The organism is Mycobacterium intracellulare ATCC 13950 (assembly GCF_000277125.1).
In the GTDB taxonomy this organism is placed as follows: Bacteria; Actinomycetota; Actinomycetes; order Mycobacteriales; family Mycobacteriaceae; genus Mycobacterium; species Mycobacterium intracellulare.
The window spans coordinates 3,168,151-3,192,279 of the sequence record NC_016946.1; the positions used below are offsets into that span (position 1 = coordinate 3,168,151).

Sequence of the window (24,129 nt, forward strand, 5' to 3'; positions counted from 1 at the left end):
AGCGAGATTCATCCACCCAAACACGAGACGTTCGACTTAGTGGGCCGCACCAACACCGATCCCAAGGGAATCGTGCGGGCCGTGGACGAGTATGCGGTGCACCCGTGGGGTCTCTACGTCGCCCGCCCCACCCCCGGCCGCGCCCAGTTTCACTACCTCGAATCGTGGCTGCTGCCGTCGTTGGGCCTGCGCGCCACGGTCTTTCACTTCAACCCCGGCCACGAACGCGACCACGACTACTACCTGGATGTGGGCGAATACACGCCTGGGCCCGAGGTGTGGCGCTCCGAGGATCATTACCTCGACATCGAGGTCCGCACCGGCGACCGCGCGGAACTGTGCGATATCGACGAGTTGCTCGATGCGGTCCGCCACGGCCTGCTGACCCCCGAGGTCGCGGAGCTGGCGGTGCGACGCGCCGTGGCCGCCGTGGATGGGTTGGCCCGCAACGGCTATGACCTGTCGCGGTGGCTGGCCGCCGGCGGCATGGAACTCACCTGGCGCGGCCGCTGAGCGCGACCGCACTACCCTGGCCGGTGGTTGGTGATGCTGTCGAACTCGTCTTTGACGATGCGGTACCAGCCGCAGGCTAGTCGTTCCAGCCCCTGACGGTCGGTGATGGTCACGATGCCGCGGCTGTAGCGGGTCAGGTGCCGGGCGTGGATGCGTTGTGCCGTCTCGGACACGGTGGCCCGGGACGCGGCACGTTCGACGGCTACCCACGGTTCCAGGAACTATGTCGGCGCCCCGACACAAGGATTACCCTGGCGCCTATGTCCGCGACCCAACACAAGCCCGTCCAGGCGGCGTTTGGGCGAGTGGTGCTGGTGGCGTCGCTGGGCGGCATGAAAGCCCTGGGCACCGTGCTCGCGGGTCTGCCGGGTGATTTTGCGGTACCCGTCGTCGTCGCCCAGCATCGCCGCCCCACGCTCAGCGGCGACGATCCGCTGGCCCAGATTTTGTCCCGCGCGAGCTCTCTGCCGATTCGAGTCGCCGAGCCGGGGGCGTCGGCGGACAAACCGGGCATCACCATCGTGCCCGCCGGAAGGACGGCAACCATCGATGCGGACGGCGCCTGGATGCTCGCCGAGGAAGCGTCCAAGGCCAGCGTCGGGGACGCCGTCCTGACCAGCTCCGCCGCGCTGGTGCCGACTGTCGCCGTGATCCTGACCGGGCGGCTGGCCGACGGCGCCAACGGATGTCGCGCGGTCAAGCGCAACGGCGGGCGCGTGCTCGTCCAAGACCCGGCGACGGCCGAGGCGTCGAGCATGCCGGCGCACGCGATCGCCACCGGCTGCGTGGATTTCGTGCTGCCGCCCGATCGCCTCGCGGCGGCGGTGCTGGCCCTGACCACCGCACCCGGGGGCGCCGAACCGCTGACGGTGCCCGTGCCGCCGTGGGCATGTCTTAACTAGTCGGCATGACGGACTTCGCGAGCCTGCCCGGTGCGGTGCGCGAAGCGCTGTACGACGAACCCGTGCCCGACTGGCGCTCGCCCACCCTGGCCACCCTCACCGACGACCGGTTCTCCGATCCGCACTGGATCTTCGAGCGCAAGTTCGACGGCATGCGCTGCCTGGCGTTCCGCGACGGCGATCGGGTCCGGCTGTTGTCGCGAAATCGTCAGCCGCTCAATGGAACCTATCCCGAATTGGTGGATGCGCTTGCCGCCCAACCGGTCACGCGGTTCGTCGTGGACGGAGAGGTGGTGGCCTTCGACGGCCGGCGGACCAGCTTCGCCCGGCTGCAGGGTCGGCTGGGCCTCACCGATCCCGACGTGGCCCGGGCGTCGCCGGTGCGTGTATTCTACTACGTATTCGATCTGCTGCATCTCGACGGCATGTCCACCGTCGAGGTGCCGCTCCTCTGGCGAAAGAGGTTGCTGCGCAAAGCGATCGACTTCGCCGACCCGCTGCGCTGTGCGCCGCACCGCGTCGGGGACGGGATCGCCGCCTACCGGCGCGCATGTGAGCGCGGGGACGAGGGAGTGATCGCCAAGCGGGCCGACTCCACCTACCAGGGCGGTCGCTCGAAGAACTGGCTGAAGTTCAAATGCGTGCGCGATCAGGAGTTCGTGGTGGGGGGCTACACCAGTCCCAAGGGCAGTCGAGTCGAGTTGGGCGCCCTGATGCTCGGCTACTACGAGGGCGGCGACCTGGTCTACGCGGGCAAGGTCGGCACCGGTTTCGACGACGCCACGCTGCGCCGGCTGCACGCGCGCCTGTCACCGATCACCCGGGACACGCCGCCGTTCGCCCGCGGTTTGGTGCGCGAGGCCGGCGCGAACTGGGTATCCCCCGAGATGGTGGTTCAGATCGGATTCAGCGAGTGGACGCGTGATGGCAAGTTGCGCCATCCGCGCTACCTCGGCATGCGCACCGACAAGGAGCCCGGCGAAGTGGTGCGGGAGACGCACTGATGGCCCGCGTCGACGTCGAGATCACCCACCCGGACCGCGTTCTGTTTCCCGCCGACGGGATCACCAAACGCGATCTCGCCGCCTACTACGACCAGGTGGCCGACACCATGCTGGCGCACCTGCGGGGCCGGGCCCTCAACGTGCAGCGCTATCCCCGCGGCATCGCCGAAACAGGGTTCATCCAGCAGGATTTCGCCGATTCGCTACCAGACTGGATGAGTAGTGTCCGGGTGGCCAAGGAGGGCGGTACCGTAGAGCATCCGGTCGTCGAACGGCCGGAGGCGCTGCGCTGGCTGGCCAATCAAAGCTGCATCACCCTGCACATGTGGCAGTCGCGCCGGGCCCGGCTGGACCACCCGGACCGGCTCGTCTTCGATCTCGACCCGTCCGACGGCGACTTCGCCGTGGTGCGAGCGACCGCACGCGCCACCGCCGGGGCGCTCGGGGACCTGGGCCTGGCGTGCTACGTCCAGACCACCGGCTCGCGCGGGCTGCACGTGGTGACTCCCTTGCGCGCCGACACCGATTTCGACACCGCCCGGCAGTTCGCCCGCGACGTCAGCGAAGTGGTCGCCGCGGACGATCCCGCGCATCGCACCGTCGAGGCTCGCAAGGACAAGCGCGACGGGCGGGTATACCTCGACATCATGCGAAACGCCTACGCGCAGACGGCGGTTGCGCCGTATTCGGTGCGGGCCCGCAACGGCGCGCCGGTAGCCACACCGCTGGAATGGGACGAGCTGGACGCCGGGCGGTTGCGGGCCGACCGGTTCACCATTCGAGACGTGCCCAAACGGCTTGCCGGACAACCGGATCCGTGGGCGCACATGTCGCGGCACGCCCGCTCGCTGGCCGGCCCGCTGCGGCGATTGGCGAGGCTACGTGCCTGAGCTGCCCGACGTGGAAGGGTTTCGGCGGCAACTGGCCGCGACCCTGCCGCGGCGGCGAATCCGGCACGTGCAGGTGCACGATCCCGGGATCCTGCGCAACACCACCGGACAAGCGCTGGCGCGCCGGTTGACCGGTCACCGCTTCGCCGGCCCACGCCGGCACGGCAAGTGGTTGGTGCTCCCCACCGACGGCCCGGCGCTGCTGATCCACAGCGGCATGACCGGCCGGCCCTACTATGCCCCCGACGGGGCCGCCCACGACCCCTACGAGCGGCTGGTGGTGTCGCTGGACGGGGGCGAGCTGCGCTACGCCGACCTCCGCAAATTGCGCGGGGTGTGGCTGGCCGACGATGCCGACGACATCGGGCACATCACCGGCCCGCAGGGACCCGACGCGTTGGGTCTCGGCCTGCGCGAGTTCCGCGCGGTGCTGGCCTCGCGGTCGGCCCGCTCGCGGCAGCTCAAACCCACGCTGATGGACCAGTCGGTGCTCGCCGGCCTCGGCAACCTGCTGGTCGACGAGATCTGTTGGCGGGCCAAAACCCGACCGACCGTGGCGGTCGCGGACTTGGGCGACGACGACGTAAAGGCCTTGCACGCCGCGATGACCCGGGTGCTGCGCACCGCGGTGCGCCACGGCCGGGTGCCCGGCCTGCCGCGCTGGCTCACCAGGGTGCGTGACGAGCCCGACCCGCGCTGCCCCCGCTGTGGGACGCGGCTCGAGCGCGCCCGGGTGGGCGGAAGGGCGACGCTGTGGTGTCCGCGCTGCCAGCCGTAGCCAAACGATCTGGCTCGGAAATCACGCGGGTTGTAATGTCACCGGCTATGAGCTGCAAAGGCCACAGGTTCCTGCCGGTCGCCGCGGTGACGGTGATCGCCGCCGGGGCCCAGTTGTATCCGGCGACGGCGAGCGCGGACCTTCACAACATCACCTATCGGGCCAGGATCGACGGCGTCACGACCGGCAGTCAGGCCACGTTCGTCATCAACGGCGGCCAGACGAACACGGCCGGGCTGAGCTCGATGCCCGGCAACGCATTCGAGGCCGACACCGTGTTGCCCGATCCGCAGCAGGCCGGCATGCGCATCGTGCTGCACTTCCCGTACTCGGCGAACGTGCACTGCGAGATCGACGTGGACGACAACGTTTTCGTCCAGGCCGACCAAATGGTCCGGCCGGTGGCCGGGAACGCCGATCCCAACAACGGCGCGCTGCAGTGCGGGGCGCCCCTGCCATGAGTGCCGTAGTGGCTAGGGACGCCAGCCCGTCGCGTCGGCCCACTCCCAGGCCCGCCGGTAGGCGTCGAGAAACCACGGCTCCTTGACGGCAACATAGGCCGCAATGTCTCCCCCGCCGTCGGTTTCGGCGGTGCGCTTGACGCTCAGGTACTCCGCCCGCGCATCGGGATCGGCGGTCAGCCAGTCGGGGAACAGCAGGGCGAACTGCTGATTGGGCCACCCCTCCACCCGGATGTGCACATTGGTGGGCCGGCCGGGATCCGCAGAGGCGTGAATCCGCTTGGACCACAACGCCGGATCGTCATCGCGGTCGTAGCGGTCGACGGTGCTGCGCGCGTCGCTCTTGGCGACATCGCCGACGATGCGCTCGATGCGCGGGTACCCGGCGGACAACAAGGGTTCGGCGAGTTCGTCGGCGACGGCCAGGGATTCGACGGTGATCTGGATGTCGATGAGGTCCTTGGCGGGGAAATCCGGCACGGCCGTCGACCCGATGTGGTCGACGCGCAACGCCCGCTGCCCGCAGGTCGTCCTCAGGCGGTTGACGATTCGCTGCGCCTGGTCCGGCCAGGTCGGGTCGGGCGGCGCCAATTGGACCGGCGCCCGGGCGATCTGACGCGTGCTCAGGTTGTGAGCGAACGGCACGATGCGGTTGTCCCACACCTGTTGGGCGCGTTGCACCAGGTCTTCCGGGCTGCCCGAGTTGTCCAGCCAGATGTCGGCGACCGCGCGGCGCTGCTCGTCGCTGGCCTGCGCGGCGATCCTGGCGCGGGCGTCGTCTTCGGCCATGCCGCGCTGGTCGACCAGTCGCCGCAGCCGCACCTCGACGTCGGCGTACACGATGACCACGAGCGGGAACAGCGGCGCCATCCCGGACTCCACCAGCAGCGGAATGTCCTCGACCACAACCGAATCCTCGGGCACCGAGGCGATGATCTCCGCGCGGCGCCGGCCCACCAGCGGGTGGACGATTCCGTTCAGCGTCTGGCGGGCCTGGTCGTCGCGAAAGGCCTTGGCGGCCAACGCCGGTCGATCCAGCGATCCATCCGGCAGCAGGATGTCGGCACCGAACGCCTCGACCAGCGCCGCCAGCCCTTCGGTGCCCGGCTGGACCACCTCACGCGCGATGACGTCCCCGTCGACGATGACGGCGCCGCATCGCTCGAACGTGGACGACAGCGCCGACTTGCCGGCGCCGATGCCACCGGTCAACCCGATACGCAGCATGGCGTCCTCAGGTCAGGATCACGCGTTGCCGGCGAGTTTCTCCCGCAGCGCGGCCAATTGGGCATCGCTGGCCAGCGATCCGCCCGCCTTCTCGGCGGGCGCACCGTTGCCCGGCGACTGCTCGCCGGCCGTGTGGCCAGCCGCCTCGGCCGCCGCGAACTTCTCCATCTGCGCGGTGTGCATCTTGTGCCGGCGCTCGGCCTCGGCGTAGCGGGCCTCCCACTCGGTGCGCTGCTTGTCGAATCCCTCGAGCCATTCGTTGGTCTCGGAGTCGAAGCCCTCGGGGAAGATGTAGTTGCCCTGCTCGTCGTAGCTGTCAGCCATGCCGTACTTCGCCGGGTCGAACTCGTCGGTGTAGTCCTCGTTGGCCTGCTTGAGCGACAAGGAGATCCGGCGGCGCTCCAGGTCGATGTCGATGACCTTGACCATCGCGTCGTCGCCGACGGCAACCACCTGGTCGGGGACCTCGACGTGGCGCTCGGCCAGCTCCGAAATGTGCACGAGGCCCTCGATGCCCTCCTCGACGCGGACGAACGCGCCGAACGGAACCAGCTTGGTGACCTTGCCGGGCACGATCTGGCCGATGGCGTGGGTGCGGGCGAAGTGGCGCCACGGGTCTTCCTGGGTTGCCTTGAGCGACAACGAAACCCGCTCGCGGTCCATGTCGACGTCGAGCACCTCGACGGTGACCTCGTCGCCGACCTGGACCACCTCGGACGGGTGGTCGATGTGCTTCCAGGACAGCTCGGAGACGTGCACCAGACCGTCGACGCCGCCGAGGTCGACGAACGCACCGAAGTTGACGATGGAGGAGACGACACCCTTGCGGATGGCGCCCTTCTGCAGCTGGTTGAGGAACTCGCTGCGCACCTCGGACTGCGTCTGCTCCAGCCACGCCCGGCGCGACAGCACCACGTTGTTGCGGTTCTTGTCCAGCTCGATGATCTTGGCCTCGATCTCCTTGCCGATGTACGGCTGCAGATCGCGCACCCGGCGCATCTCGACCAGCGAGGCGGGCAGGAAGCCGCGCAACCCGATGTCGAGGATCAGGCCACCCTTGACCACCTCGATGACGGTGCCCTTGACGGCCTCGTCCTTCTCCTTGAGCGCCTCGATGGTGCCCCAGGCGCGCTCGTACTGCGCGCGCTTCTTGGACAGGATCAGGCGGCCCTCTTTGTCCTCCTTGGTGAGAACCAGGGCCTCGACCTCGTCGCCCACGGAAACGACCTCGTTGGGGTCGACGTCGTGCTTGATCGAGAGCTCGCGGGCGGGGATGACCCCCTCGGTCTTGTAGCCGATGTCGAGGAGCACCTCGTCCCGGTCCACTTTGACGATCGTGCCCTCGACGATGTCGCCATCGTTGAAGTACTTGATCGTTTTGTCTATTGCGGCGAGAAAGTCCTCGCTGGAGCCAATGTCGTTGACGGCTACTTGGGGCGAGGTGACGGCGGGACTCGGCATATTGTTGGGGTGCTCCGGACAGGTTTGGTCGTAGGGACAATTGGGATTTACCCATCGAGGCTACTCGACTGTGCACACGCTGGCCAAACCCAGTCCCGGCGGCTCACCCGGTTCGATGGGCCACCCGGTTGGTGAAGGCGCCGTGGTAGCTCATCGGCACGTGGAACGGCAGCCACGCCTCGGCGATCGGGCCGTCGGCCACGTGGGCCGCGTCGACCACCATTAACCTGCTGCGATGCTGCGATTCGTGGTATCCGACGGTGAGTAGCCAGCCGTCGTCCTCGGCCGTTCCGCCGGGTCGCGGCACAAACGTCGGCTCCACCAGCACGTCCCCGGGCGGGCAATAGGTCTGGACCGCGCCGGTGCGGTGATCGATGCGGGCGATTCCCTGGCCTGCAAACCTGGCCGGGTCCTGGACGGTCACGTAGGAGACGTCGTGCCGGGTCGTGGAACGCCGCTGGTCGATCTGGGGGAACTCGCACCCGAAATCGGCTAACGGCTCGCGGGACACGCGCCCCGACGGGGCGATCCGGAACCGCGTCAGCACCACGGCGTCGTCGATGGCCCCGTAGTCGTCGAGCTGGGCGATGTCGGAGCGGATGTGGGCGGTGTATTTCTTCATGCCCGCGTAGGTCTGCGGCACGAACCGTGGCAGCTCGACGACGACGTCGTCGCCGTCGTCATATGCGTTGGTGAAATGCCAGTGATAGAACGGATCGGTCTCGGCCACCCGCACCCGGCCCCCGTCGCGCGGCGCGAGAACGAAGTACGACGGCGCATCCCGCTTGAAAAATATGGAGTCCCAATAGGATTGGTGGCCGACGAGCGCCCACGGGTTGATCCGCAGCGGCGACACCACGAAGATCGCGTAGCGCCGGGTCAACGCCATGTCGTGCACCACGCCCATCCCCGGCAGCGGCACCGCCCGCAGGTAGCGGGTCACACCGTTGGCGCCGGTCTCGTAGAGCCGCAGGCGCATCCGCGGCACCGCCTCGCCCGCCAGCTCCCGCAGCCGGCGCCACCGCTCGCGACCGCGGGCCCCGCGCAGCGCGTGGCGCAGGTCGATCCGCGGGAAGTACGGGTCGAACCCGAAGTTGATCTTGGTGTTGGTGGCCGGGTCGTAGGTGTAGTGCGCTGAATAGGCCCGGACCGCACCCTTGAGCGCCCCGCCGAGGTTTGACGGCCCAATGGTGTCCAGGGTGTCGAGATCGAGTTCGTGCGGCGGTCCGCCCTCCCAGAGCGCCAGCAGCTGATTGCGGTTGACCATGACGCTGGTGTTGGCGGTGTTGGCCGGAAGCCGCAGCGCGTTCGCCAGCGTGCCGCCGTCGCGCTGGTAGGCGAAGCCGCGGTCCACCAGGCGTCCGGCCGCCGTCGACTTCAGGTAGTGCTTGGTGCGGACGAAGCGGTTGCGGAAACGCACCCCCGACCCGTCGAGCACGAACGCGCTGACCATCCCGTCGGCATCAAAAATGCTCTCCACCTGAGTCGATCCGAGCGTCCAGCGGCCCGACCCGTTCCGGTACAGGGTGCCGAGGAGCCCGTCGGGGATCGTTCCGGTGATTTCGGTGACGTCGACGTCGGTTTCGCCGACGATGTTTTCCCAGTAGCGCGACGGAGCTTGAACGTCTGCCAGAACCATAAAAGACAGTGTGTCTATTATCGCTGGGCGTTGTCAATGGTCTTGATGTCGTCGGCGTTGAACGGCAGGGCCGCCCCGCCGTCCCAGCACAGCGCGGTGAGGTGTTCGACGAGCGCCTCCCGCGGCATGGTTCCCGTCCGGCACCACCACTCCGCGGCCGCCACCGCCGACCCGACGATGGCCCGCGACCAGGGCGCCGCCGCCATGCGCGCGGCCTCGGAGCCCGACGACGACGCCAGCATCCATTCGACCGCGCCGGCCAGCTGCTCGAAGACACTGGTCGACGGGTCACCGGTGAGGGCCCGGTAGAGATTCGGCTCGGCTTCCATCCACGCGCTGATCACGTCGAAGAACAACGCCATCCGCTCCCTGAGGTCGGTGGAACCGGCTGCCCGAGTGGTGATTTCGGCGAGCAGCCGCTGCGAGGTGCGTTTGCTCAGCTCGGCCAGCAGCGCGTCACGGCCGGGGTACATGGCATAGACCGCCGAGCGGACGAAGCCGGCCTCGCCCGCGATGTCGACCAGTCCGGCGGACGGCCCCTTGGCGCGGATCACCCGCTCGGCGGCGTCGAGAAGCTCCGAGCGCCGCGCGCCGGGATCCACCCGCGAGCCCGCCGGGCGACCACGACTGCGCTTTGCCGGGGGCATCGACGGTGGCCTGTCAGTGCGCCGCAGCGTCCCAGCTGCGGCCGTAGCCCACCGAAACCTCGAGCGGGACGTCCAACGGGTAGGCGCCGCCCATCTTGTCGCGGGCCAACGCTTCGAGCTGCTCGCGCTCCCCCGCCGCGACCTCGAACAGCAGCTCGTCGTGCACCTGCAGCAGGATCCGGGAGGACAGCCCGGCGTCCTTGATCGCCTTGTCGGTTTCGATCATCGCCACCTTGATGATGTCGGCGGCGCTGCCCTGAATGGGCGCGTTGAGCGCCGCCCGCTCGGCGGCCTCGCGCACCTGGCGGTTACTGCTGTCGAGTTCGGGCAGATAGCGGCGGCGGCCGAACACCGTCGACGTGTAGCCGTCCTTGCGGGCCTGTTCCACCACGGCCATCAGGTAGTCGCGGACTCCGCCGAACCGGGCGAAGTACTGCTCCATCTGGTCTTTGGCCTCTTCGGTGGAGATCTTGAGCTGGGCGGACAGCCCGTAGGCGCTCAATCCATAGGCCAGCCCGTAGGACATGGCCTTGACCCGGCGGCGCAGTTCGGCGGTGACCTCCTCGATCGGCACGCCGAAGGCGCGGGAGGCGACGAACGAGTGCAGGTCCTCCCCGGTGTTGAACGCCTCGATGAGCCCCTCGTCCTTGGACAGGTGGGCCATGATCCGCATCTCGATCTGGCTGTAGTCGGCGGTCATCAGCTCGCTGTAGCCGTCGCCGACCACGAACGCGTCGCGGATCCGCCGGCCGGCCTCGGTGCGGATCGGAATGTTCTGCAGGTTCGGCTCGGTCGAGGACAACCTGCCGGTGGCCGCGATGGTCTGGTTGAACGTGGTGTGGATGCGCCCGTCGGAGGCCACCGAATTCAGCAGCCCGTCGACGGTGACCTTGAGCCTGGTGGCGTCGCGGTGGGCCAGCAGATGTTGCAGGAACGGGTGACCGGTCTTGTCGAACAGCGACTGCAGCGCGTCCGCGTCGGTGGTGTATCCGGTCTTGGTGCGCTTGGTCTTCGGCATCTCCAGCTCGTCGAAGAGCACCGCCTGCAACTGTTTCGGCGAGCCCAGGTTGATCTGCTTGCCGATCACCGCGTACGCCGCTTCGGCCGCGTCGCGGATCAGGTGGGCGAAGTCGCTCTGCAGCTCGGTCAGCAACTCCAAATCGACGGCGATGCCGGCGTTTTCCATCCCCGCCAGCACCCGCTGCACCGGAAGCTCCATGCCGCTGAGCAACGAGGTCGAGTTGATGCGGGCCAGCTCCTCGTCGAGCGCGTCGGCCAGATCCAGCACCGCCACGGCACGCAACAGCAGCGTCTGCACCGCCTGGTCATCGGTGCCGTCGGTGTCGTCGAGCAGCGAAAGCTGTTGCTGCTCAGGGTTTTCGGCCCGCAACTCGCGGCGCAGGTAGCGCAGCGACAGGTCGTCGAGGGAGAAGCTGCGCTGCCCGGGGCGCACCAGGTAGGCCGCCAGCGCGGTGTCGGAGGTGACGCCGGCCAGCGTCCAGCCCCGCCCGGCCAGGTCGTGCATGGCCAGCTTGGCTTCGTGTAGCGCCTTGGGCGGCCCGGGGTCGGCCAACCAGGACGCCAGCGCCGCCTCGTCTTCGGGATCCAGCGTCGCGGTGTCGATGTAGCGGCCCTCGCCGTCGGCGGAGACGATGGCCAGCGCGGTGGCGTCGGCGTCGTAGGCCAGGTGGGTGCCGACGACGGCCAGCCCGAAGCGCTTCCCCGAGCTGTGCTCGGCCAGCCACACCGCCAGCTCGCCGGCTTCCAGCGCGCCGCCGCGCACGTCGAAGCCCTCGTCGACCTCGGGCTCCACCGCGGCCAGGGTTTCGAACAGCCGGTCGCGCAGCACCCGGAACTCCAGGTCGTCGAAGAGCCGGTGGATCTGGTCGCGGTCCCACGGTTGCAGCCGCAGCGTGTCGGGAGTCTGGGCCAGCGGCACGTCTTTGACCAGATCGGTGAGCTCGCGGTTGCGGATCACGCTGGCCAGATGTTCGCGCAGCGCGTCGCCCACCTTGCCGCGCACCGAATCGACGTTGTCGACCAGCGCCTGCAGCGACCCGTACTCGCCGATCCACTTGGAGGCGGTCTTCTCCCCCACACCGGGGATGCCGGGCAGGTTGTCGCTGGGGTCGCCGCGCAGCGCGGCGAAGTCGGGGTACTGCGTGGGCGTCAGTCCGTACTTCTCGACGACCGCGTCCGGGGTGAAGCGGGTCAATTCGCTCACCCCCTTGCGGGGGTAGAGGACCGTCACGTTCTCGCTGACCAATTGCAACGAATCGCGGTCGCCGGTGACCACCAGCACGCGGTAGCCCTCGTTTTCGGCCTGGGTGGCCAGGGTGGCGATCAGGTCGTCGGCCTCGAAGCCCGGCTCGGCGAGCACCGTGATGCCCAGGGCGGCCAGGACCTCCTTGGTGATGTCGATCTGGCCGTGGAACTCGTCGGGCGTCGCCGACCGATTGGCCTTGTACTCCGGATAGCGCTCGGAGCGGAAGGTCTGCCGCGACACGTCGAAGGCCGCGGCGATGTGGGTGGGGGCTTCGTCGCGCAGGAGGTTGATCAGCATGGCGGTGAAGCCGTAGACCGCGTTGGTGGTCAGCCCCCCGCGGGTCTTGAAGTTCTCGGCGGGCAGCGCATAGAACGCCCGGAACGCCAGGGAGTTGCCGTCCAGCAGCATGAGCGTCGGCCTGGTCTGTTCCTCGCTGGCCTTCGTAGCGGTTTTCGTGGCGGGCACGGCTTTCACTTTAGGCACCCGGTGTGACGAGTTGCGCGCCCCGACCGCGCCGTCCGCAGAACTGCAACACGTTTCAGTTTTGTGCGCGGGCTGGGTACGCTGGCCCGGTGCCAGAAGTCATCCGACAAGAACCGGCGGTCGATGGATGGTTCGCCACCGACGACGCCGGTGTCCCGCATCTGATCGGCAGCAAGTGCCCCGAGTGCGGCACCTACGTCTTCCCGCCGCGGGCGAACAACTGCCCCAATCCGGGTTGCGCCAGCGACACGCTGGAATCGGTCGCGCTGTCGACGCGGGGAAAGTTGTGGAGCTACACCGAGAACCGGTACGCGCCACCGCCGCCCTACCCGTCGCCGGACCCCTTTGAGCCGTTCGCCGTCGCCGCCGTGGAGCTGGCCGAGGAGGGCCTGATCGTGCTGGGCAAGGTGGTCGAGGGCACGCTGGCCGCCGACCTGAAGGTCGGCATGGAGATGGAACTGACCACCATGCCGCTCTACACCGACGACGACGGCGTGCAGCGCATCGTGCACGCGTGGAAGCGCGCCGGCGACGATGCAGAGCGAAGCGATGAGAAGGAGCGGCGCAAATGACGACCATGAGCGCTCCCGAACCGCTGTACATCCTGGGCGCCGGGATGCACCCCTGGGGCAAGTGGGGCAACGACTTCACCGAATACGGGGTGGCCGCGGCCCGGGCCGCGCTGAACGAAGCGGGCCTGGACTGGCGACAGATCCAGTTGGTGGCCGGCGCGGACACCATCCGCAACGGCTACCCCGGGTTCGTCGCGGGCGCGACGTTCGCCCAGAAGCTCGGGTGGAACGGCGTGCCGGTCAGCTCGAGCTACGCCGCGTGCGCCAGCGGTTCGCAGGCGCTGCAGAGCGCCCGCGCCCAGATCCTGGCCGGCTTTTGCGACGTCGCCCTCGTCATCGGCGCCGACACCACGCCGAAGGGCTTTTTCGCCCCGGTCGGCGGTGAGCGCAAGAACGATCCCGACTGGCAGCGGTTCCACCTGATCGGCGCCACCAACCCGGTGTACTTCGCGCTGTTGGCGCGGCGGCGGATGGACCTCTACGGCGCCACGCTCGAGGATTTCGCCCAGGTCAAGGTCAAGAACTCGCGGCATGGCCTGCAGAACCCGAACGCCCGGTACCGCAAGGAGGTGTCGGTCGAGGACGTGCTGGCCAGCGCGGTGGTGGCCGACCCGTTGCGGCTGCTGGACATCTGCGCCACCTCCGACGGCGCGGCCGCGCTGATCGTGGCCAGCGCGAAGTTCGCCCGCGAACACCTCGGCTCGCTGGCCGGTGTGCCGTCGGTGCGGGCGGTCAGCACGGTCACCCCGAACTATCCGCAGCATCTGCCCGAATTGCCGGACATCGCAACGGATTCCACCGCCGCGGTGCCCGCACCCGATCGGGCGTTCAAGGACCATATCCTCGACGCGGCCTATGCCGAGGCGGGCATCGGGCCCGAGGACGTGAGCCTGGCCGAGGTCTACGACCTGTCCACCGCGCTCGAGCTCGACTGGTACGAACACCTGGGCCTGTGCCCCAAGGGCGAGGCCGAGGCGCTGCTGCGCAGCGGCGCCACCACGATCGGCGGCCGGGTGCCCGTCAACGCGTCCGGCGGGCTGGCCTGCTTCGGCGAGGCCATCCCCGCGCAGGCGATCGCTCAGGTCTGCGAGCTGACGTGGCAGCTGCGCGGTCGGGCCACGGGCCGGCAGGTGGAAAACGCCACGGTCGGCATCACCGCCAACCAGGGGCTGTTCGGGCACGGTTCGTCGGTGATCGTCGCCCGCTAGGGATTGCCGCCGCGTTGGCTTGCGTTGTGCGGCCACGGTTTTGAGTGTGAAGCCACGGCTTTCAGTGTGAAGCGTGGGCGCGGATTGTCGGCGTGTCGCCGCCGGGGGTTCACATCCAAAGCCAACGATTCACACTCGACGGATCGGGTGCTCCTCGGGGTACTCCGAGAGCTATTCCTTGGGCGGGTCCAGGGTCTCCAAGACGACCTCGGCCACCCTCTTCATCGTGGTTCGCCGGTCCATGGCTGCCCGCTGAATCCACTTGAACGCCTCGGGCTCGGTCATCCCCTGTTCGGTCTGCAGCAGCCCCTTGGCGCGCTCCACGAGCTTGCGGGTCTCCAGCCGATCGGACAGTGACGCCACCTCGCGTTCCAGCTCGGCGATCTCACCGAATCGGCTGACGGCCAATTCGATGGCCGGGATCAGGTCGCTGATGGTGAACGGCTTCACCAGGTAGGCCATCGCCCCCGCATCCCGGGCCCGCTCGACCAGGTCGCGCTGACTGAACGCGGTCAACACGACGATCGGTGCGATGCGCTTGCTGGCGATCTCCGAGGCCGCGTCGATGCCATCACGGCGCGGCATCTTCACATCCATGATCACCAGGTCCGGCCGATGGCGCTCGGCCAGCTCGACGGCTTCCTGCCCGTCGCCGGCCTCGCCGACGATCTCGTAACCCTCCTCTCGGAGCATCTCGGCGAGATCCAGTCGGATGAGCGCTTCGTCTTCAGCGATCAGGACCCGGCGCGGCACAGCGGCGTCGGTGTCGGTCGTGGGGCCTGTCATGACGAATATTGTGTCGCGAACGCCTCAGACCAGCGTGCGCGGGGGCGGTGTGGCAGGTGAGGACACCAAATCCTCTATGGTGGGAGGCTGCCTCTAAGGTAAGAGGCCGGCACGCCCTCGTATCCCAACTGGCAGAGGAAACGGATTCAAAACCCGTCCAGTGTGAGTTCGAATCTCACCGAGGGCACCAGCGACCGCGGTCGGTGGCGCCATCGGCTCGGCCGGCTTTCTTCGGTACCGAAGTAGCGGTTCCGGCCGACGCAACCGGTTCACAAGTTTCCATATCGACTCCAATACCTTCCAATGGTATGAATTCGGCCGCATTTATAAACTCTGCGCATTTATAGCTCTTCGTATTGCAGGCAAGAATATGGCGCGCAAAAGATCACTTGAATTCATAATTCGGCGCGGGCAGGACGCGGCCGATCGCGATTTCGGTGGCGACGATCCCGAATCGAATCGGTGACGTCCACCGTCGGCCCCGCTAGCGGTCCCGGGGATCCGCGGGAACCCCGGGCGGGTTCGGAACCGTCAGTCGCCGAATGATCGCGTGACACACACCTGGCCGGATGCCGAAACCTCCGGCCCCGCGGTGTAATTGCCGATGGAATCGCCGGCCACCCGTAGCAGCCAACTCGGATCACTACAGGCGACGCTGCAGCCGTCCATCAGCATGGCGGTAAGGGCAATGAGCGACGCAAGAACGATTCTTCTGAGAACCGCCATCAGGCACCCCTTAGTCGAGGCGAACACGCGTCACGCAGAGCGTCCAACACGTGTTGAATAACCGAACCAAATGACTCGTAAACCCGACAAAAACCCGATAACTAGATGGTTATCAGATCCGGAAACTTACGGGGGCGAAAACGGTGATATTCATTAGACAGCCGACAAATACCCTGCTCAGCGGTTAGGCTTGCTGCGTGGCGGCCAAGGATTGTGGTGGCCCACCGCGATGGCCAGACGGCTCGTCGAAGCGCCCGGACTGTGTAGCCGCGGCGCGGGCCCAGTCGCGCGCACGCAACCAGCACTACGCCGACAGCGCCGCGCGCCAATACCGGGTGCTCGCGATCGCCGCGTGGCTGGCCGTGCTGGTCTGCGTCGACTTCGTCGCTTTGCAGTTGATCACCGGAGTCTGGACGTGGCAGATCATCTCGCTCAACGCCCTCGCCGCGATGATCTTCGCCGCGGTGCCGTGGCTGCACCGTTTCGGTGACCTCATCGCGCCGCTCACCTTCATCGGCGCCGCCTACGTCACGGTCTTCGTCAGCACCTGGGACGCCGGCACGGGTACGGGCGCGCAGTTCTTCTTTTTGGTCGGGGCGTGCCTGGTGGTGCTGTTGCTGGGCATCGAACACACCGTGCTGGCGGCCGGCCTGACGGCGGTCGGGGCCGGGCTGGTGATCGCCCTGGAGTTCCTGGTCCCCCGCGATACCGGATTACAGCCGGCGTGGGCGCAATCCATGACCTTCGTGGTCACCATCGTCTCGGCCTGCGTGATGGTGTTCGTGGCGGTGTGGTTCGCGCTGCGCGACACGCAGCGCGCCGAGGCGGTGATGGAGGCCGAGTACGAGCGCTCGGAAGCGCTGCTGGCCAACATGTTGCCGGGCAGCATCGCCGAGCGTCTCAAGAGCTCGTCGCGCAGCGTCATCGCCGACAAGTACGACGAGGTCTCCGTCCTGTTCGCCGACATCGTCGGGTTCACCGAACGCGCCAGCACCACCACCCCGGCCGACCTGGTGCGGTTCTTGAACCGGCTGTACGGCGCCTTCGACGAACTGGTCGACAAACACGGCCTCGAGAAGATCAAGGTCAGCGGCGACTCCTACATGGTGGTCAGCGGGGTCCCGCGGGCTCGGCCGGATCACGCCTTCGCTCTTGCCGATTTCGCGCTCGACATGGCCAATGTCGCTGCCGCACTGAAGGATCCGCACGGCGATCCGGTCGCGCTGCGGATGGGCATGGCCTGCGGGCCCGTGGTCGCGGGCGTCGTTGGCTCGCGCCGCTTCTTCTATGACGTCTGGGGCGACGCGGTCAATGTCGCGTCGCGGATGGAATCCACCGATTCGGTGGGCCGAATCCAGGTGCCCGAGGCGATGTACGAGCGACTCAAGAACGAGTTCGTCCTGCAGGAGCGCGGCCGCATCGAAGTCAAGGGCAAGGGCGTTATGCGCACCTGGTACCTCATCGGCCGTAAGGCGGACGAAGAGCCCGCCGACCTGCTCACCGGGCGACCACACACCGTCCACGTCTGATCAAAGCCCCTGTACGGTCCCTGTACCAGGGCCCGCGTTTGTGTCAGACTGCGGCCATGACTATCTCCCCTGGCTCTCCTGGAACCCACCCCGTTCCAAGCTTGCTGCCGCATCTGTGGAAATCCGCTCTGCTGTCGGGAATTCTGTCGATCGTCCTCGGTGTCCTGGTATTGGCGTGGCCGGGAATTTCCATCCTGGTGGCCGCCGTCGCCTTCGGCGTGTACCTGCTCATCACCGGTATCGCGCAGGTCGTGTTCGCGTTCTCACTGCACGTCTCGGCGGGGAGCCGAGTTCTGTTGTTCATCAGCGGGGCCGCGTCGCTGATTCTGGCGTTGCTCGCGTTCCGCCACTTCGGTCAGGGCTACGCAATTCTGCTGCTGGCCATCTGGATTGGCATCGGCTTCATCTTCCGTGGTGTCGCCACGACGATTTCGGCCGTCAGCGACCCGCACCTGCCGGGCCGGGGCTGGAACATCTTCCTCGGCGTGCTCAGCCTCCTCGCCGGCATCGTGGTCGTGGCGTCGCCGTTCGAATCGATTGTCACCCTGGCGATCGTGGTCGGCGCGTGGTTCGTGGTCATCGGGATCTTCGAGGTCATTTCGGCCTTCGGCATCCGCAAGGCGTCCAACTCCCTCGGCAGCTGACGCGGGCGCCGGTGGCGCAGGCGCCGACCCATCTACTACACTCTGTCGTAGCCGTTGATCGGGCCTCCGCAGTCGGGAGATGACAGATGAATGTCGTCGATATTTCGCGGTGGCAGTTCGGTATTGTTACCGTCTACCACTTCATCTTTGTGCCGCTCACGATCGGTTTGGCCCCACTGATCGCCATCATGCAGACGGTGTGGGTGGCTACCGGGAACACCGCGTGGTACCGGCTGACCAAGTTCTTCGGCAAGCTGTTTTTGATCAACTTCGCCATCGGTGTGGCGACCGGCATCGTCCAGGAATTTCAGTTCGGGATGAACTGGAGCGAGTACTCGCGGTTCGTCGGCGACATCTTCGGTGCACCGCTGGCGATGGAAGGGCTGTTCGCCTTCTTCTTCGAATCCACGTTCATCGGCTTGTGGATCTTCGGCTGGAGCCGGCTGCCGAAGCTGCTCCACCTGGCCTGCATCTGGATCGTCGCGATCGGTGTCAACGCCTCGGCGTTCTTCATCATCGCGGCGAACTCGTTCATGCAGCACCCGGTCGGCGCGCACTACAACCCGGCGACACGGCGCGCCGAGCTGGACAGCATTTTCGCCCTGCTGTCCAATAACACTGCGCAAGCGGCGTTTTCACACACCGTGGCGGGAGCGCTGCTGACCGCCGGCACCTTCGTCGCCGCCGTCAGCACGTGGTGGATGGTGCGCTCACGCAGGACCGAATCCACCGCCCCCACAGCGGAAACCGAGGCCCGCACCATGTTTCGCCCCGCGGCAATCCTGGGCTGCGGCGTAGTGCTGCTCGCCGCGGTCGGCCTGTTCTTCACCGGCGATCGCCAGGGCAAGCTGATGTTCGTTCAGCAGCCGATGAAGATGGCGTCGGCAGAAGCGTTGTGCCGCACACAAACCGACCCCGACTTCTCGGTGCTGACCATCGGCACCCACAACAACTGCGGCAGCGTCACGGAAGTGATCAAGGTGCACTACGTGCTGCCGTTCCTGGCCGAGGGCAAGCTCAGCGGCGTGACGCTGCAGGGAGTGAACGAGCTGCAGCAGCAGTACCAGCACCGCTTCGGACCCGACGACTACCGGCCGAACCTGTTCGTCACCTACTGGTCGTTCCGATTGATGATCGGGTTCCTGGTGTTCCCCGTGGCGTTCGCCCTGGCCGTGCTGTGGTTGACCCGCGCCGGGCGAACCCCCAAGGGCCGCTGGGTTTCCTGGTTCGCGCTGCTCACCATCCCCACGCCGTTTCTGGCCAACATCTCGGGTTGGGTGTTCACCGAGATGGGTCGGCAGCCATGGGTGGTGGCGCCGAACCCGACCGGTGACCCGCTGGTCCGGATGACCGTCCGCGAAGGCGTGTCGAACCACGTGCCGGGCATGGTCATCACGTCGCTGGTGACCTTCACCGTCGTCTACGCGGTGCTGGCGGTCGTGTGGTTCTTTCTGCTCAAGCGCTACACCGTCGAAGGGCCGCTGGAACACGACGCGGAACCCGCTCCCCCGCAGGCGCCCGACGCTGACGAGGTGGCGCCCCTGTCGTTCGCCTACTAAGGGCGTGATGGGGCTTATCGACGCCGAAAGGAGCTGATCGCAGTGGGACTGCAAGAAGTGTGGTTCGGCATCATCGGGATGCTGTTCCTGGGGTTCTTCATCCTCGAGGGCTTCGACTTCGGCGTGGGCATGTTGATGGAGCCGTTCGCGCGCGTGGGCATCGGTGAAGCCGAACCGTTGCGGCGCACGGCGCTCAACACCATCGGCCCGGTCTGGGATGGCAACGAGGTGTGGCTGATCGTCGGCGGCGCGGCGATGTTCGCCGCCTTTCCCGGGTGGTACGCCACCGTGTTCTCGACGCTGTACCTGCCGTTGCTGGCGATCCTGTTCGGCATGATCGTGCGTGCCGTGGCGATCGAGTGGCGCGGCAAGATCGACGACACAAAGTGGCGCGGCTGGGCGGATTTCGGCATCGCCGCCGGTTCGTGGCTGCCGGCAGTCTTGTGGGGTGTCGCGTTCGCCGTCCTGGTCCGCGGGCTTCCGGTGGACGCCGCGGGCCACATTCACCTGTCGGTCGCCGACGTGCTGAACCCCTATACGGTGTTGGGCGGCTTGGCGACCGCCGGTCTGTTCTTGCTGTACGGAGCGGTGTTCGTCGCGTTGAAGACGTCCGGCGCCATCCGTGAGGACGCCCACCGGTTCGCCGTGTGGCTCTCGCTTCCGGTGACCGGACTGGTTGCGGGCTTTGGACTTTGGACGCAACTGGCGTACGGCAAAGACTGGACCTGGGCGGTGCTGGCCGCCGCGGTGGTCGCGCAACTGGCCGCGGTGCTGCTGGTGTGGCGGCGGGCCTCCGACGGCTGGGCGTTCACGTGCGTCGCGCTGGTCGTGGCGGCCGTGGTGATCCTGTTGTTCGGCTCGCTGTATCCGAACCTGGTGCCCTCGACCTTGAACAGGCAGTGGAGTCTCACCATCTACAACGCGTCGTCGACGCACTACACGCTCAAGGTCATGACGTGGGTGACCGCCTTCATGGCGCCGTTGACGGTGGTGTACCAGGCATGGACGTACTGGGTGTTCCGGCAACGGATCTCGGCCGAGCGGATACCCGCACCCATCGGTCTGGCAAGGCGCCCGTCCTGAGCGGTAACGACCGCGCGAGCCGGGCGCCACTGGACCCGAGACTGTGGCGGGCATCGGCGGCGCTGCGCCGCTATCTGGTCGCCGCGGTGGGTTGCGGGGTTTTGATCTCCGGCTGCGCGATCGGCTCGGCGATCGTGTTGGCGCGCATCGTCGCACGCGTCGTCGCCGATCCCCCCGCGCGCGGCCTGCACGCCTGGTGGGGTCCGCTGTCACTCCTGTTGGCGCTGTGGGTGATTCGCGCGATAGCGCATTGGTTTCAGGGCCGGTTGGGGCAGCGGGGGGCCAGCGCCGTCATCGCGGACCTGTCCGGCCGGGTGCTCGATGCGGTGACCGCCAGGCAGCCCGGCGAGCTCGCGGCGCAACGCGACGCCGCCGCGGTGGTGGTCACCCGCGGACTCGACGGCCTGCGGCCCTACCTCACCGGATACCTGCCGACGTTGCTGCTCGCCGCGATCCTGACGCCGGCCACCGTCGCCGTGATCGCGGCCTACGACCTGAAATCGACGGCGATCGTGGCGATCACGCTGCCGCTGATACCGGTCTTCATGGTGCTGATCGGGCTGGCGACCCGGGACCGCTCGGCGGCCGCCCTGGCCGCGATGACCACCCTGCAGGCGCGGCTGCTGGACCTGATCGCCGGGATCCCCACCCTGCGGGCGTTGGGACGCGGCGCGGGCCCCGAACAGCGCATCGCCGAACTCGCTGCCGCGCACCGGCGTTCGGCCATGGCGACGCTGCGGATCGCCTTCCTGTCGGCTCTGGTGCTGGAATTGCTGGCCACCCTGGGGGTGGCGCTGATCGCCGTCGGAATCGGGCTCCGCCTGGTGTTCGGCGAGATGACCCTCACCACGGGTTTGACGGTGCTGTTGCTGGCGCCGGACGTGTACTGGCCGCTGCGCCGCATCGGCGTGGAGTTCCATGCCGCTCAAGACGGAAGGGCCGCGGCCGATGCGGCGTTCGCCCTCATCGGCGAGCACGCCCCGGCCAAGGGCCGCACCCGGGCGGTGACCGCGCGCGGCGCGCCGATCCGCCTCGAACGTCTCACCGTCGCCGGCCGCGACGGTCGGGCACCGTGGGATCTGGACGCGGTGATCGAGCCCGGCGCCGTGACCGTGCTGACCGGGCGCAACGGTGCCGGGAAAAGCACCACGCTGCAGGCGATCGCCGGCATCACCGAGGCCTCGTCGGGCCGGGTCACCGTCGCCGGGGTCGATGTCGCGGATCTCGAGCCGGCCCGGTGGTGGGCTCAGCTGTCCTGGCTGCCCCAACGCCCGGTGCTCGTTCCCGGCACCGTCGATGACAACCTGGCGCTGCTCGGAGAGCTCGAGGACCGCGAAACCGCCTGTGCGGTATCCGGATTCGACGCCGTGTTGGCCGAACTTCCCGAAGGGGGCGACACCGTGCTGGGGCGCGGCGGCGTCGGGCTTTCTTTGGGACAGCGGCAACGGCTGGGTCTCGCGCGGGCCCTCGGATCGACGGCCGACGTGCTGTTGCTCGACGAGCCGACCGCGCACCTGGACGCGCGCACCGAGGAACGGGTCTTGCGGGCCATCGCGGCGCGGGCGCGCGCCGGTGCGACCGTGATCGTGGTCGGGCACCGCGAGCCGGTGCTGGCCATCGGCGATCGGGTCGTCGAGGTGATCGCCGACCGTGGGGTGCACTATGCCCCGGTCTGATTCGGCGGCGACTCGCCCTGAACCCCTACTTGCCGCCGCGGTGCTGCTGCGGCCCCGGTTGCCGCGCGTGCTGGCCGCGATCACGCTCGGGGTGCTCTCGCTGGGCAGCGCGCTGGCGCTGGCCGGTGTTGCGGCGTGGCTGATCACCCGCGCCTGGCAGATGCCGCCCGTGCTCGACCTCTCGGTCGCCGCGGTCGCGGTGCGCCTGTTCGCGATCTCGCGGGCCGTGCTGCATTACTGCGAGCGCCTGGTCACCCACGACACGGCCCTGCGCGCCGCCGGCACCGCCCGGGTGCAGGTCTATCAGCGGCTGGCGCGTGGGCCCGCGGCGGCCGCCGTCCGGCTGCACAGCGGTGAGCTGGTGTCCCGGGTGGGGGCCGACGTCGACGAGCTGGCCAACGTCTTGGTGCGCGCCCTGGTTCCGATCGGCGTCGCGGCGGTGCTGGCGCTCGCGGCCACCGCGGTCGTCGCCGCCATTTCGCCGGCGGCGGCCGTCGTGCTCGCCATCTGCCTGCTCATCGCCGGTTTCGTCGCCCCTCGCCTCGCCGGGCGGGCCGCCGCGACCCAGGAGGAGATCGCGCGGCAGCAGCATTCCGAGCGCGACACCTCGGCGCTCGTCGCGCTCGAACACGCGCCCGAGCTTCGCGTCGCCGGCCTGCTCCCCGGCGTCATCGCCGAATCGCAACGCCGGCACCGCGCCTGGGGTGACGCCCTGGACACCGCGGCCAAACCGGCCGCCATTGCCGAGGCGATGCCCACGGCGGCCGTCGGGGCCAGCGTGCTGGGTGCGGTGGTGGCCGGGATCGGGTTGGCATCCGCGGTCGCGCCCACCACGCTCGCCGTGCTGATGTTGCTGCCGCTGTCCGCGTTCGAGGCGATGACGCCGCTGCCGGCGGCGGCCGTGCAGCTGACCCGGTCGCGGATCGCCGCGCGGCGGTTGCTCGAGTTGGCGGCCGAGGGCCCGCGCGAGACCGTCGACGCCACGCAGACGACACCGAGGCCGGTCGGCACCTGCCGGTTGTCCGCGGACGTGCGTTCGGGTCACAGCGCGGCAGGCTCGATCCGCGTCGCGCTGGACCTGCCCCCGGGCGCGCGGTTGGCGGTGACCGGCGCCAGCGGCTCGGGGAAGACGACGCTGCTGATGACGCTCGCCGGGTTGCTGCCGCCGCGCGAAGGGCAGGTGCTGCTCGACGGCGTCGCCGTGACTCGGTTCGACGAAGCCGATTTGCGCTGCGCCATCGGCTTTTTCGCGGAGGACGCGCACATTTTCGCCACCACGATCCGGGACAACCTGCTGGTCGCCCGCGGCGACTGCCGCGACGACGAACTCACCGCGGCCCTGGGCGCCGTCGGGCTGGGCGGGTGGCTCGCCGGCTTGCCCGAGGGCTTGGCCACGGTGTTGATCGGTGGCGCGCAATCCCTTTCGGCGGGCCAGCGCCGGCGGCTGTTGCTGGCCAGGGCGGTCCTATCGCCCGCGCGGATCGTGCTGCTCGACGAACCCACCGAACACCTCGACGTCACCGACGCCGACCAGGTCCTGCGCGACCTGTTGGCCCAGGATTCCCGGCTGCTGTCCCGCGAGCGCACCGTGGTGGTGGCCACTCACCACCTGCCCAAGGGAATTGGCTGCGACGAGCTGCGCGTCGATCACAGAGCCTGAACTACCGCGTGTCCGACGGGCAGCGGTCAGCTGGCCGGGCGCTGCCGATGGGCGTCCGGGTGCTCGTCATACCAGCGGTTCTCGAGCTTGCGGACCCGCCCGCGTTCGACCTTGAGCCACACCAAACCCGACCGTGATCGCCGCGATCGCGATCGCGATCGCGCCGCCGATCAGGCTGCGGGTCTCGTGGCCGGTGCCGAGGGCGACGAGGCACCGAAAGACGGCGATCACGCCCACCAGCATGAACAGGTAGCCCGGCCAGCTCATCACGTCGATCAGCGACTCACCCGCATGCGGCCTGGTCGTCCTCGCATGGTCGATGGGGTCGCGAAACGTGTCACCCATGACAAAGTGCCTTTCCCCGTGTGTCCACCGCGGTATCCGGGGGGTGCCTACCTCTTCAACGGTAGCGACG

Annotated in this window: 22 protein-coding genes, 1 tRNA gene and 1 pseudogene; 15 read left to right on the top strand and 9 right to left on the bottom strand. The window is 68.2% G+C overall.

The window, feature by feature from the left end:
- The first annotated feature begins 72 nt into the window (after positions 1-72).
- Positions 73-513 (top strand): DUF402 domain-containing protein, encoded by a 441-nt coding sequence (locus OCU_RS39450; RefSeq protein ID WP_009954966.1) that lies wholly within the window; start codon positions 73-75, stop codon positions 511-513.
- An 11-nt stretch (positions 514-524) separates the two neighbouring features.
- Here OCU_RS39450 and OCU_RS51415 read toward each other — a convergent pair whose 3' ends face one another.
- Positions 525-686 carry a hypothetical protein gene (locus tag OCU_RS51415; protein ID WP_009954965.1) on the bottom strand — a complete coding sequence of 54 codons (162 nt, stop codon included), beginning with the start codon at positions 684-686 and terminating at the stop codon, positions 525-527.
- Between the two features lie 87 nt (positions 687-773).
- On the opposite strand from OCU_RS51415, the gene OCU_RS39455 reads away from it, so the two are divergent.
- Genes OCU_RS39455 through OCU_RS39475 form a run of 5 tightly spaced genes read left to right on the top strand, consistent with a single transcriptional unit; the run spans position 774 to position 4,548 of the window.
- On the top strand, positions 774-1,415 hold the full coding sequence (locus OCU_RS39455; protein WP_009954964.1) for a chemotaxis protein CheB: 642 nt from the start codon (positions 774-776) through the stop codon (positions 1,413-1,415).
- A gap of 5 nt (positions 1,416-1,420) precedes the next feature.
- Positions 1,421-2,419: a non-homologous end-joining DNA ligase gene (ligD, locus tag OCU_RS39460; RefSeq protein WP_009954963.1), complete on the top strand. Its 999-nt coding sequence runs from the start codon at positions 1,421-1,423 to the stop codon at positions 2,417-2,419.
- A complete protein-coding gene (gene ligD / locus OCU_RS39465; protein ID WP_009954961.1) occupies positions 2,419-3,309 on the top strand; it encodes a non-homologous end-joining DNA ligase in 891 nt (296 codons plus the stop codon). Before ligD (OCU_RS39460) ends, ligD (OCU_RS39465) begins: the two co-directional genes overlap by 1 nt.
- Complete coding sequence (locus OCU_RS39470) at positions 3,302-4,087, top strand: Fpg/Nei family DNA glycosylase (protein WP_014380349.1); 786 nt, start codon at positions 3,302-3,304, stop codon at positions 4,085-4,087. The genes ligD (OCU_RS39465) and OCU_RS39470 overlap by 8 nt, the downstream gene beginning before the upstream one ends.
- A gap of 47 nt (positions 4,088-4,134) precedes the next feature.
- Positions 4,135-4,548 (top strand): hypothetical protein, encoded by a 414-nt coding sequence (locus OCU_RS39475; RefSeq protein ID WP_009954958.1) that lies wholly within the window; start codon positions 4,135-4,137, stop codon positions 4,546-4,548.
- 12 nt (positions 4,549-4,560) lie between these two features.
- On the opposite strand, the gene coaE is transcribed toward OCU_RS39475, so the two are convergent.
- The 5 genes from coaE to polA all read right to left on the bottom strand — a co-directional run bounded on the left by coaE (position 4,561) and on the right by polA (position 12,196).
- A complete protein-coding gene (gene coaE / locus OCU_RS39480) occupies positions 4,561-5,775 on the bottom strand; it encodes a dephospho-CoA kinase (RefSeq protein WP_009954957.1) in 1,215 nt (404 codons plus the stop codon).
- 18 nt (positions 5,776-5,793) lie between these two features.
- Entirely contained in the window at positions 5,794-7,236 is a 1,443-nt protein-coding gene (gene rpsA, locus OCU_RS39485; RefSeq protein ID WP_008257673.1) for a 30S ribosomal protein S1, read from the bottom strand.
- Between the two features lie 103 nt (positions 7,237-7,339).
- Positions 7,340-8,875, bottom strand: a complete 1,536-nt coding sequence (locus OCU_RS39490; RefSeq protein WP_009954954.1) for a carotenoid oxygenase family protein — start codon at positions 8,873-8,875, stop codon at positions 7,340-7,342.
- A 17-nt stretch (positions 8,876-8,892) separates the two neighbouring features.
- Positions 8,893-9,522, bottom strand: a complete 630-nt coding sequence (locus OCU_RS39495; protein ID WP_029384787.1) for a TetR family transcriptional regulator — start codon at positions 9,520-9,522, stop codon at positions 8,893-8,895.
- Positions 9,523-9,535: 13 nt separating this feature from the next.
- Positions 9,536-12,196 (bottom strand): DNA polymerase I, encoded by a 2,661-nt coding sequence (gene polA, locus OCU_RS39500; RefSeq protein ID WP_008257678.1) that lies wholly within the window; start codon positions 12,194-12,196, stop codon positions 9,536-9,538.
- A gap of 164 nt (positions 12,197-12,360) precedes the next feature.
- On the opposite strand from polA, the gene OCU_RS39505 reads away from it, so the two are divergent.
- Positions 12,361-12,843, top strand: a complete 483-nt coding sequence (locus OCU_RS39505; protein WP_009954952.1) for a Zn-ribbon domain-containing OB-fold protein — start codon at positions 12,361-12,363, stop codon at positions 12,841-12,843.
- A 5-nt stretch (positions 12,844-12,848) separates the two neighbouring features.
- Positions 12,849-14,051, top strand: a complete 1,203-nt coding sequence (locus tag OCU_RS39510) for a lipid-transfer protein (RefSeq protein ID WP_008257683.1) — start codon at positions 12,849-12,851, stop codon at positions 14,049-14,051.
- 171 nt (positions 14,052-14,222) lie between these two features.
- Here the strand turns inward: OCU_RS39510 and OCU_RS39515 are convergent, their stop codons facing one another.
- A complete protein-coding gene (locus tag OCU_RS39515) occupies positions 14,223-14,837 on the bottom strand; it encodes an ANTAR domain-containing response regulator (RefSeq protein ID WP_008257686.1) in 615 nt (204 codons plus the stop codon).
- 113 nt (positions 14,838-14,950) lie between these two features.
- Between OCU_RS39515 and OCU_RS39520 the strand changes: the two genes are divergently transcribed.
- A tRNA-Leu gene (locus OCU_RS39520) sits at positions 14,951-15,027 on the top strand.
- A 341-nt stretch (positions 15,028-15,368) separates the two neighbouring features.
- On the opposite strand, the gene OCU_RS51695 is transcribed toward OCU_RS39520, so the two are convergent.
- Entirely contained in the window at positions 15,369-15,563 is a 195-nt protein-coding gene (locus OCU_RS51695) for a hypothetical protein (protein WP_131810781.1), read from the bottom strand.
- A gap of 197 nt (positions 15,564-15,760) precedes the next feature.
- Between OCU_RS51695 and OCU_RS39525 the strand changes: the two genes are divergently transcribed.
- The 6 genes from OCU_RS39525 (at position 15,761) to cydC (ending at position 23,714) form a co-directional block, all read left to right on the top strand.
- Complete coding sequence (locus OCU_RS39525; RefSeq protein WP_008257712.1) at positions 15,761-17,092, top strand: adenylate/guanylate cyclase domain-containing protein; 1,332 nt, start codon at positions 15,761-15,763, stop codon at positions 17,090-17,092.
- Between the two features lie 38 nt (positions 17,093-17,130).
- Positions 17,131-17,736 (top strand): HdeD family acid-resistance protein, encoded by a 606-nt coding sequence (locus tag OCU_RS39530; protein WP_026071350.1) that lies wholly within the window; start codon positions 17,131-17,133, stop codon positions 17,734-17,736.
- An 86-nt stretch (positions 17,737-17,822) separates the two neighbouring features.
- A complete protein-coding gene (locus OCU_RS39535; RefSeq protein ID WP_008257715.1) occupies positions 17,823-19,295 on the top strand; it encodes a cytochrome ubiquinol oxidase subunit I in 1,473 nt (490 codons plus the stop codon).
- A gap of 78 nt (positions 19,296-19,373) precedes the next feature.
- Positions 19,374-20,378 (top strand): cytochrome d ubiquinol oxidase subunit II, encoded by a 1,005-nt coding sequence (gene cydB, locus OCU_RS39540; RefSeq protein WP_407665065.1) that lies wholly within the window; start codon positions 19,374-19,376, stop codon positions 20,376-20,378.
- A gap of 86 nt (positions 20,379-20,464) precedes the next feature.
- A complete protein-coding gene (gene cydD / locus OCU_RS39545; RefSeq protein ID WP_014380352.1) occupies positions 20,465-22,054 on the top strand; it encodes a thiol reductant ABC exporter subunit CydD in 1,590 nt (529 codons plus the stop codon).
- Positions 22,041-23,714, top strand: a complete 1,674-nt coding sequence (cydC, locus tag OCU_RS39550; RefSeq protein WP_044059216.1) for a thiol reductant ABC exporter subunit CydC — start codon at positions 22,041-22,043, stop codon at positions 23,712-23,714. Before cydD ends, cydC begins: the two co-directional genes overlap by 14 nt.
- Positions 23,715-23,740: 26 nt before the next feature.
- Here cydC and usfY read toward each other — a convergent pair.
- Positions 23,741-24,059 (bottom strand): annotated as a pseudogene (usfY, locus tag OCU_RS39555) (protein UsfY).
- Between the last annotated feature and the right edge of the window lie 70 nt (positions 24,060-24,129).

Bases quoted from the DNA above. Each gene is read 5' to 3' on its own strand.
- OCU_RS39455 (WP_009954964.1), top strand. From the start codon at position 774: ATGTCCGCGACCCAACACAAGCCCGTCCAGGCGGCGTTTGGGCGAGTG.
- ligD (WP_009954963.1), top strand. From the start codon at position 1,421: ATGACGGACTTCGCGAGCCTGCCCGGTGCGGTGCGCGAAGCGCTGTAC.
- ligD (WP_009954961.1), top strand. From the start codon at position 2,419: ATGGCCCGCGTCGACGTCGAGATCACCCACCCGGACCGCGTTCTGTTT.
- OCU_RS39475 (WP_009954958.1), top strand. From the start codon at position 4,135: ATGAGCTGCAAAGGCCACAGGTTCCTGCCGGTCGCCGCGGTGACGGTG.
- coaE (WP_009954957.1), bottom strand. From the start codon at position 5,775: ATGCTGCGTATCGGGTTGACCGGTGGCATCGGCGCCGGCAAGTCGGCG.
- rpsA (WP_008257673.1), bottom strand. From the start codon at position 7,236: ATGCCGAGTCCCGCCGTCACCTCGCCCCAAGTAGCCGTCAACGACATT.
- OCU_RS39490 (WP_009954954.1), bottom strand. From the start codon at position 8,875: ATGGTTCTGGCAGACGTTCAAGCTCCGTCGCGCTACTGGGAAAACATC.
- OCU_RS39495 (WP_029384787.1), bottom strand. From the start codon at position 9,522: ATGCCCCCGGCAAAGCGCAGTCGTGGTCGCCCGGCGGGCTCGCGGGTG.
- polA (WP_008257678.1), bottom strand. From the start codon at position 12,196: ATGCTGCTGGACGGCAACTCCCTGGCGTTCCGGGCGTTCTATGCGCTG.
- OCU_RS39510 (WP_008257683.1), top strand. From the start codon at position 12,849: ATGAGCGCTCCCGAACCGCTGTACATCCTGGGCGCCGGGATGCACCCC.
- OCU_RS39515 (WP_008257686.1), bottom strand. From the start codon at position 14,837: ATGACAGGCCCCACGACCGACACCGACGCCGCTGTGCCGCGCCGGGTC.
- OCU_RS51695 (WP_131810781.1), bottom strand. From the start codon at position 15,563: ATGGCGGTTCTCAGAAGAATCGTTCTTGCGTCGCTCATTGCCCTTACC.
- OCU_RS39535 (WP_008257715.1), top strand. From the start codon at position 17,823: ATGAATGTCGTCGATATTTCGCGGTGGCAGTTCGGTATTGTTACCGTC.
- cydB (WP_407665065.1), top strand. From the start codon at position 19,374: ATGCTGTTCCTGGGGTTCTTCATCCTCGAGGGCTTCGACTTCGGCGTG.
- cydC (WP_044059216.1), top strand. From the start codon at position 22,041: ATGCCCCGGTCTGATTCGGCGGCGACTCGCCCTGAACCCCTACTTGCC.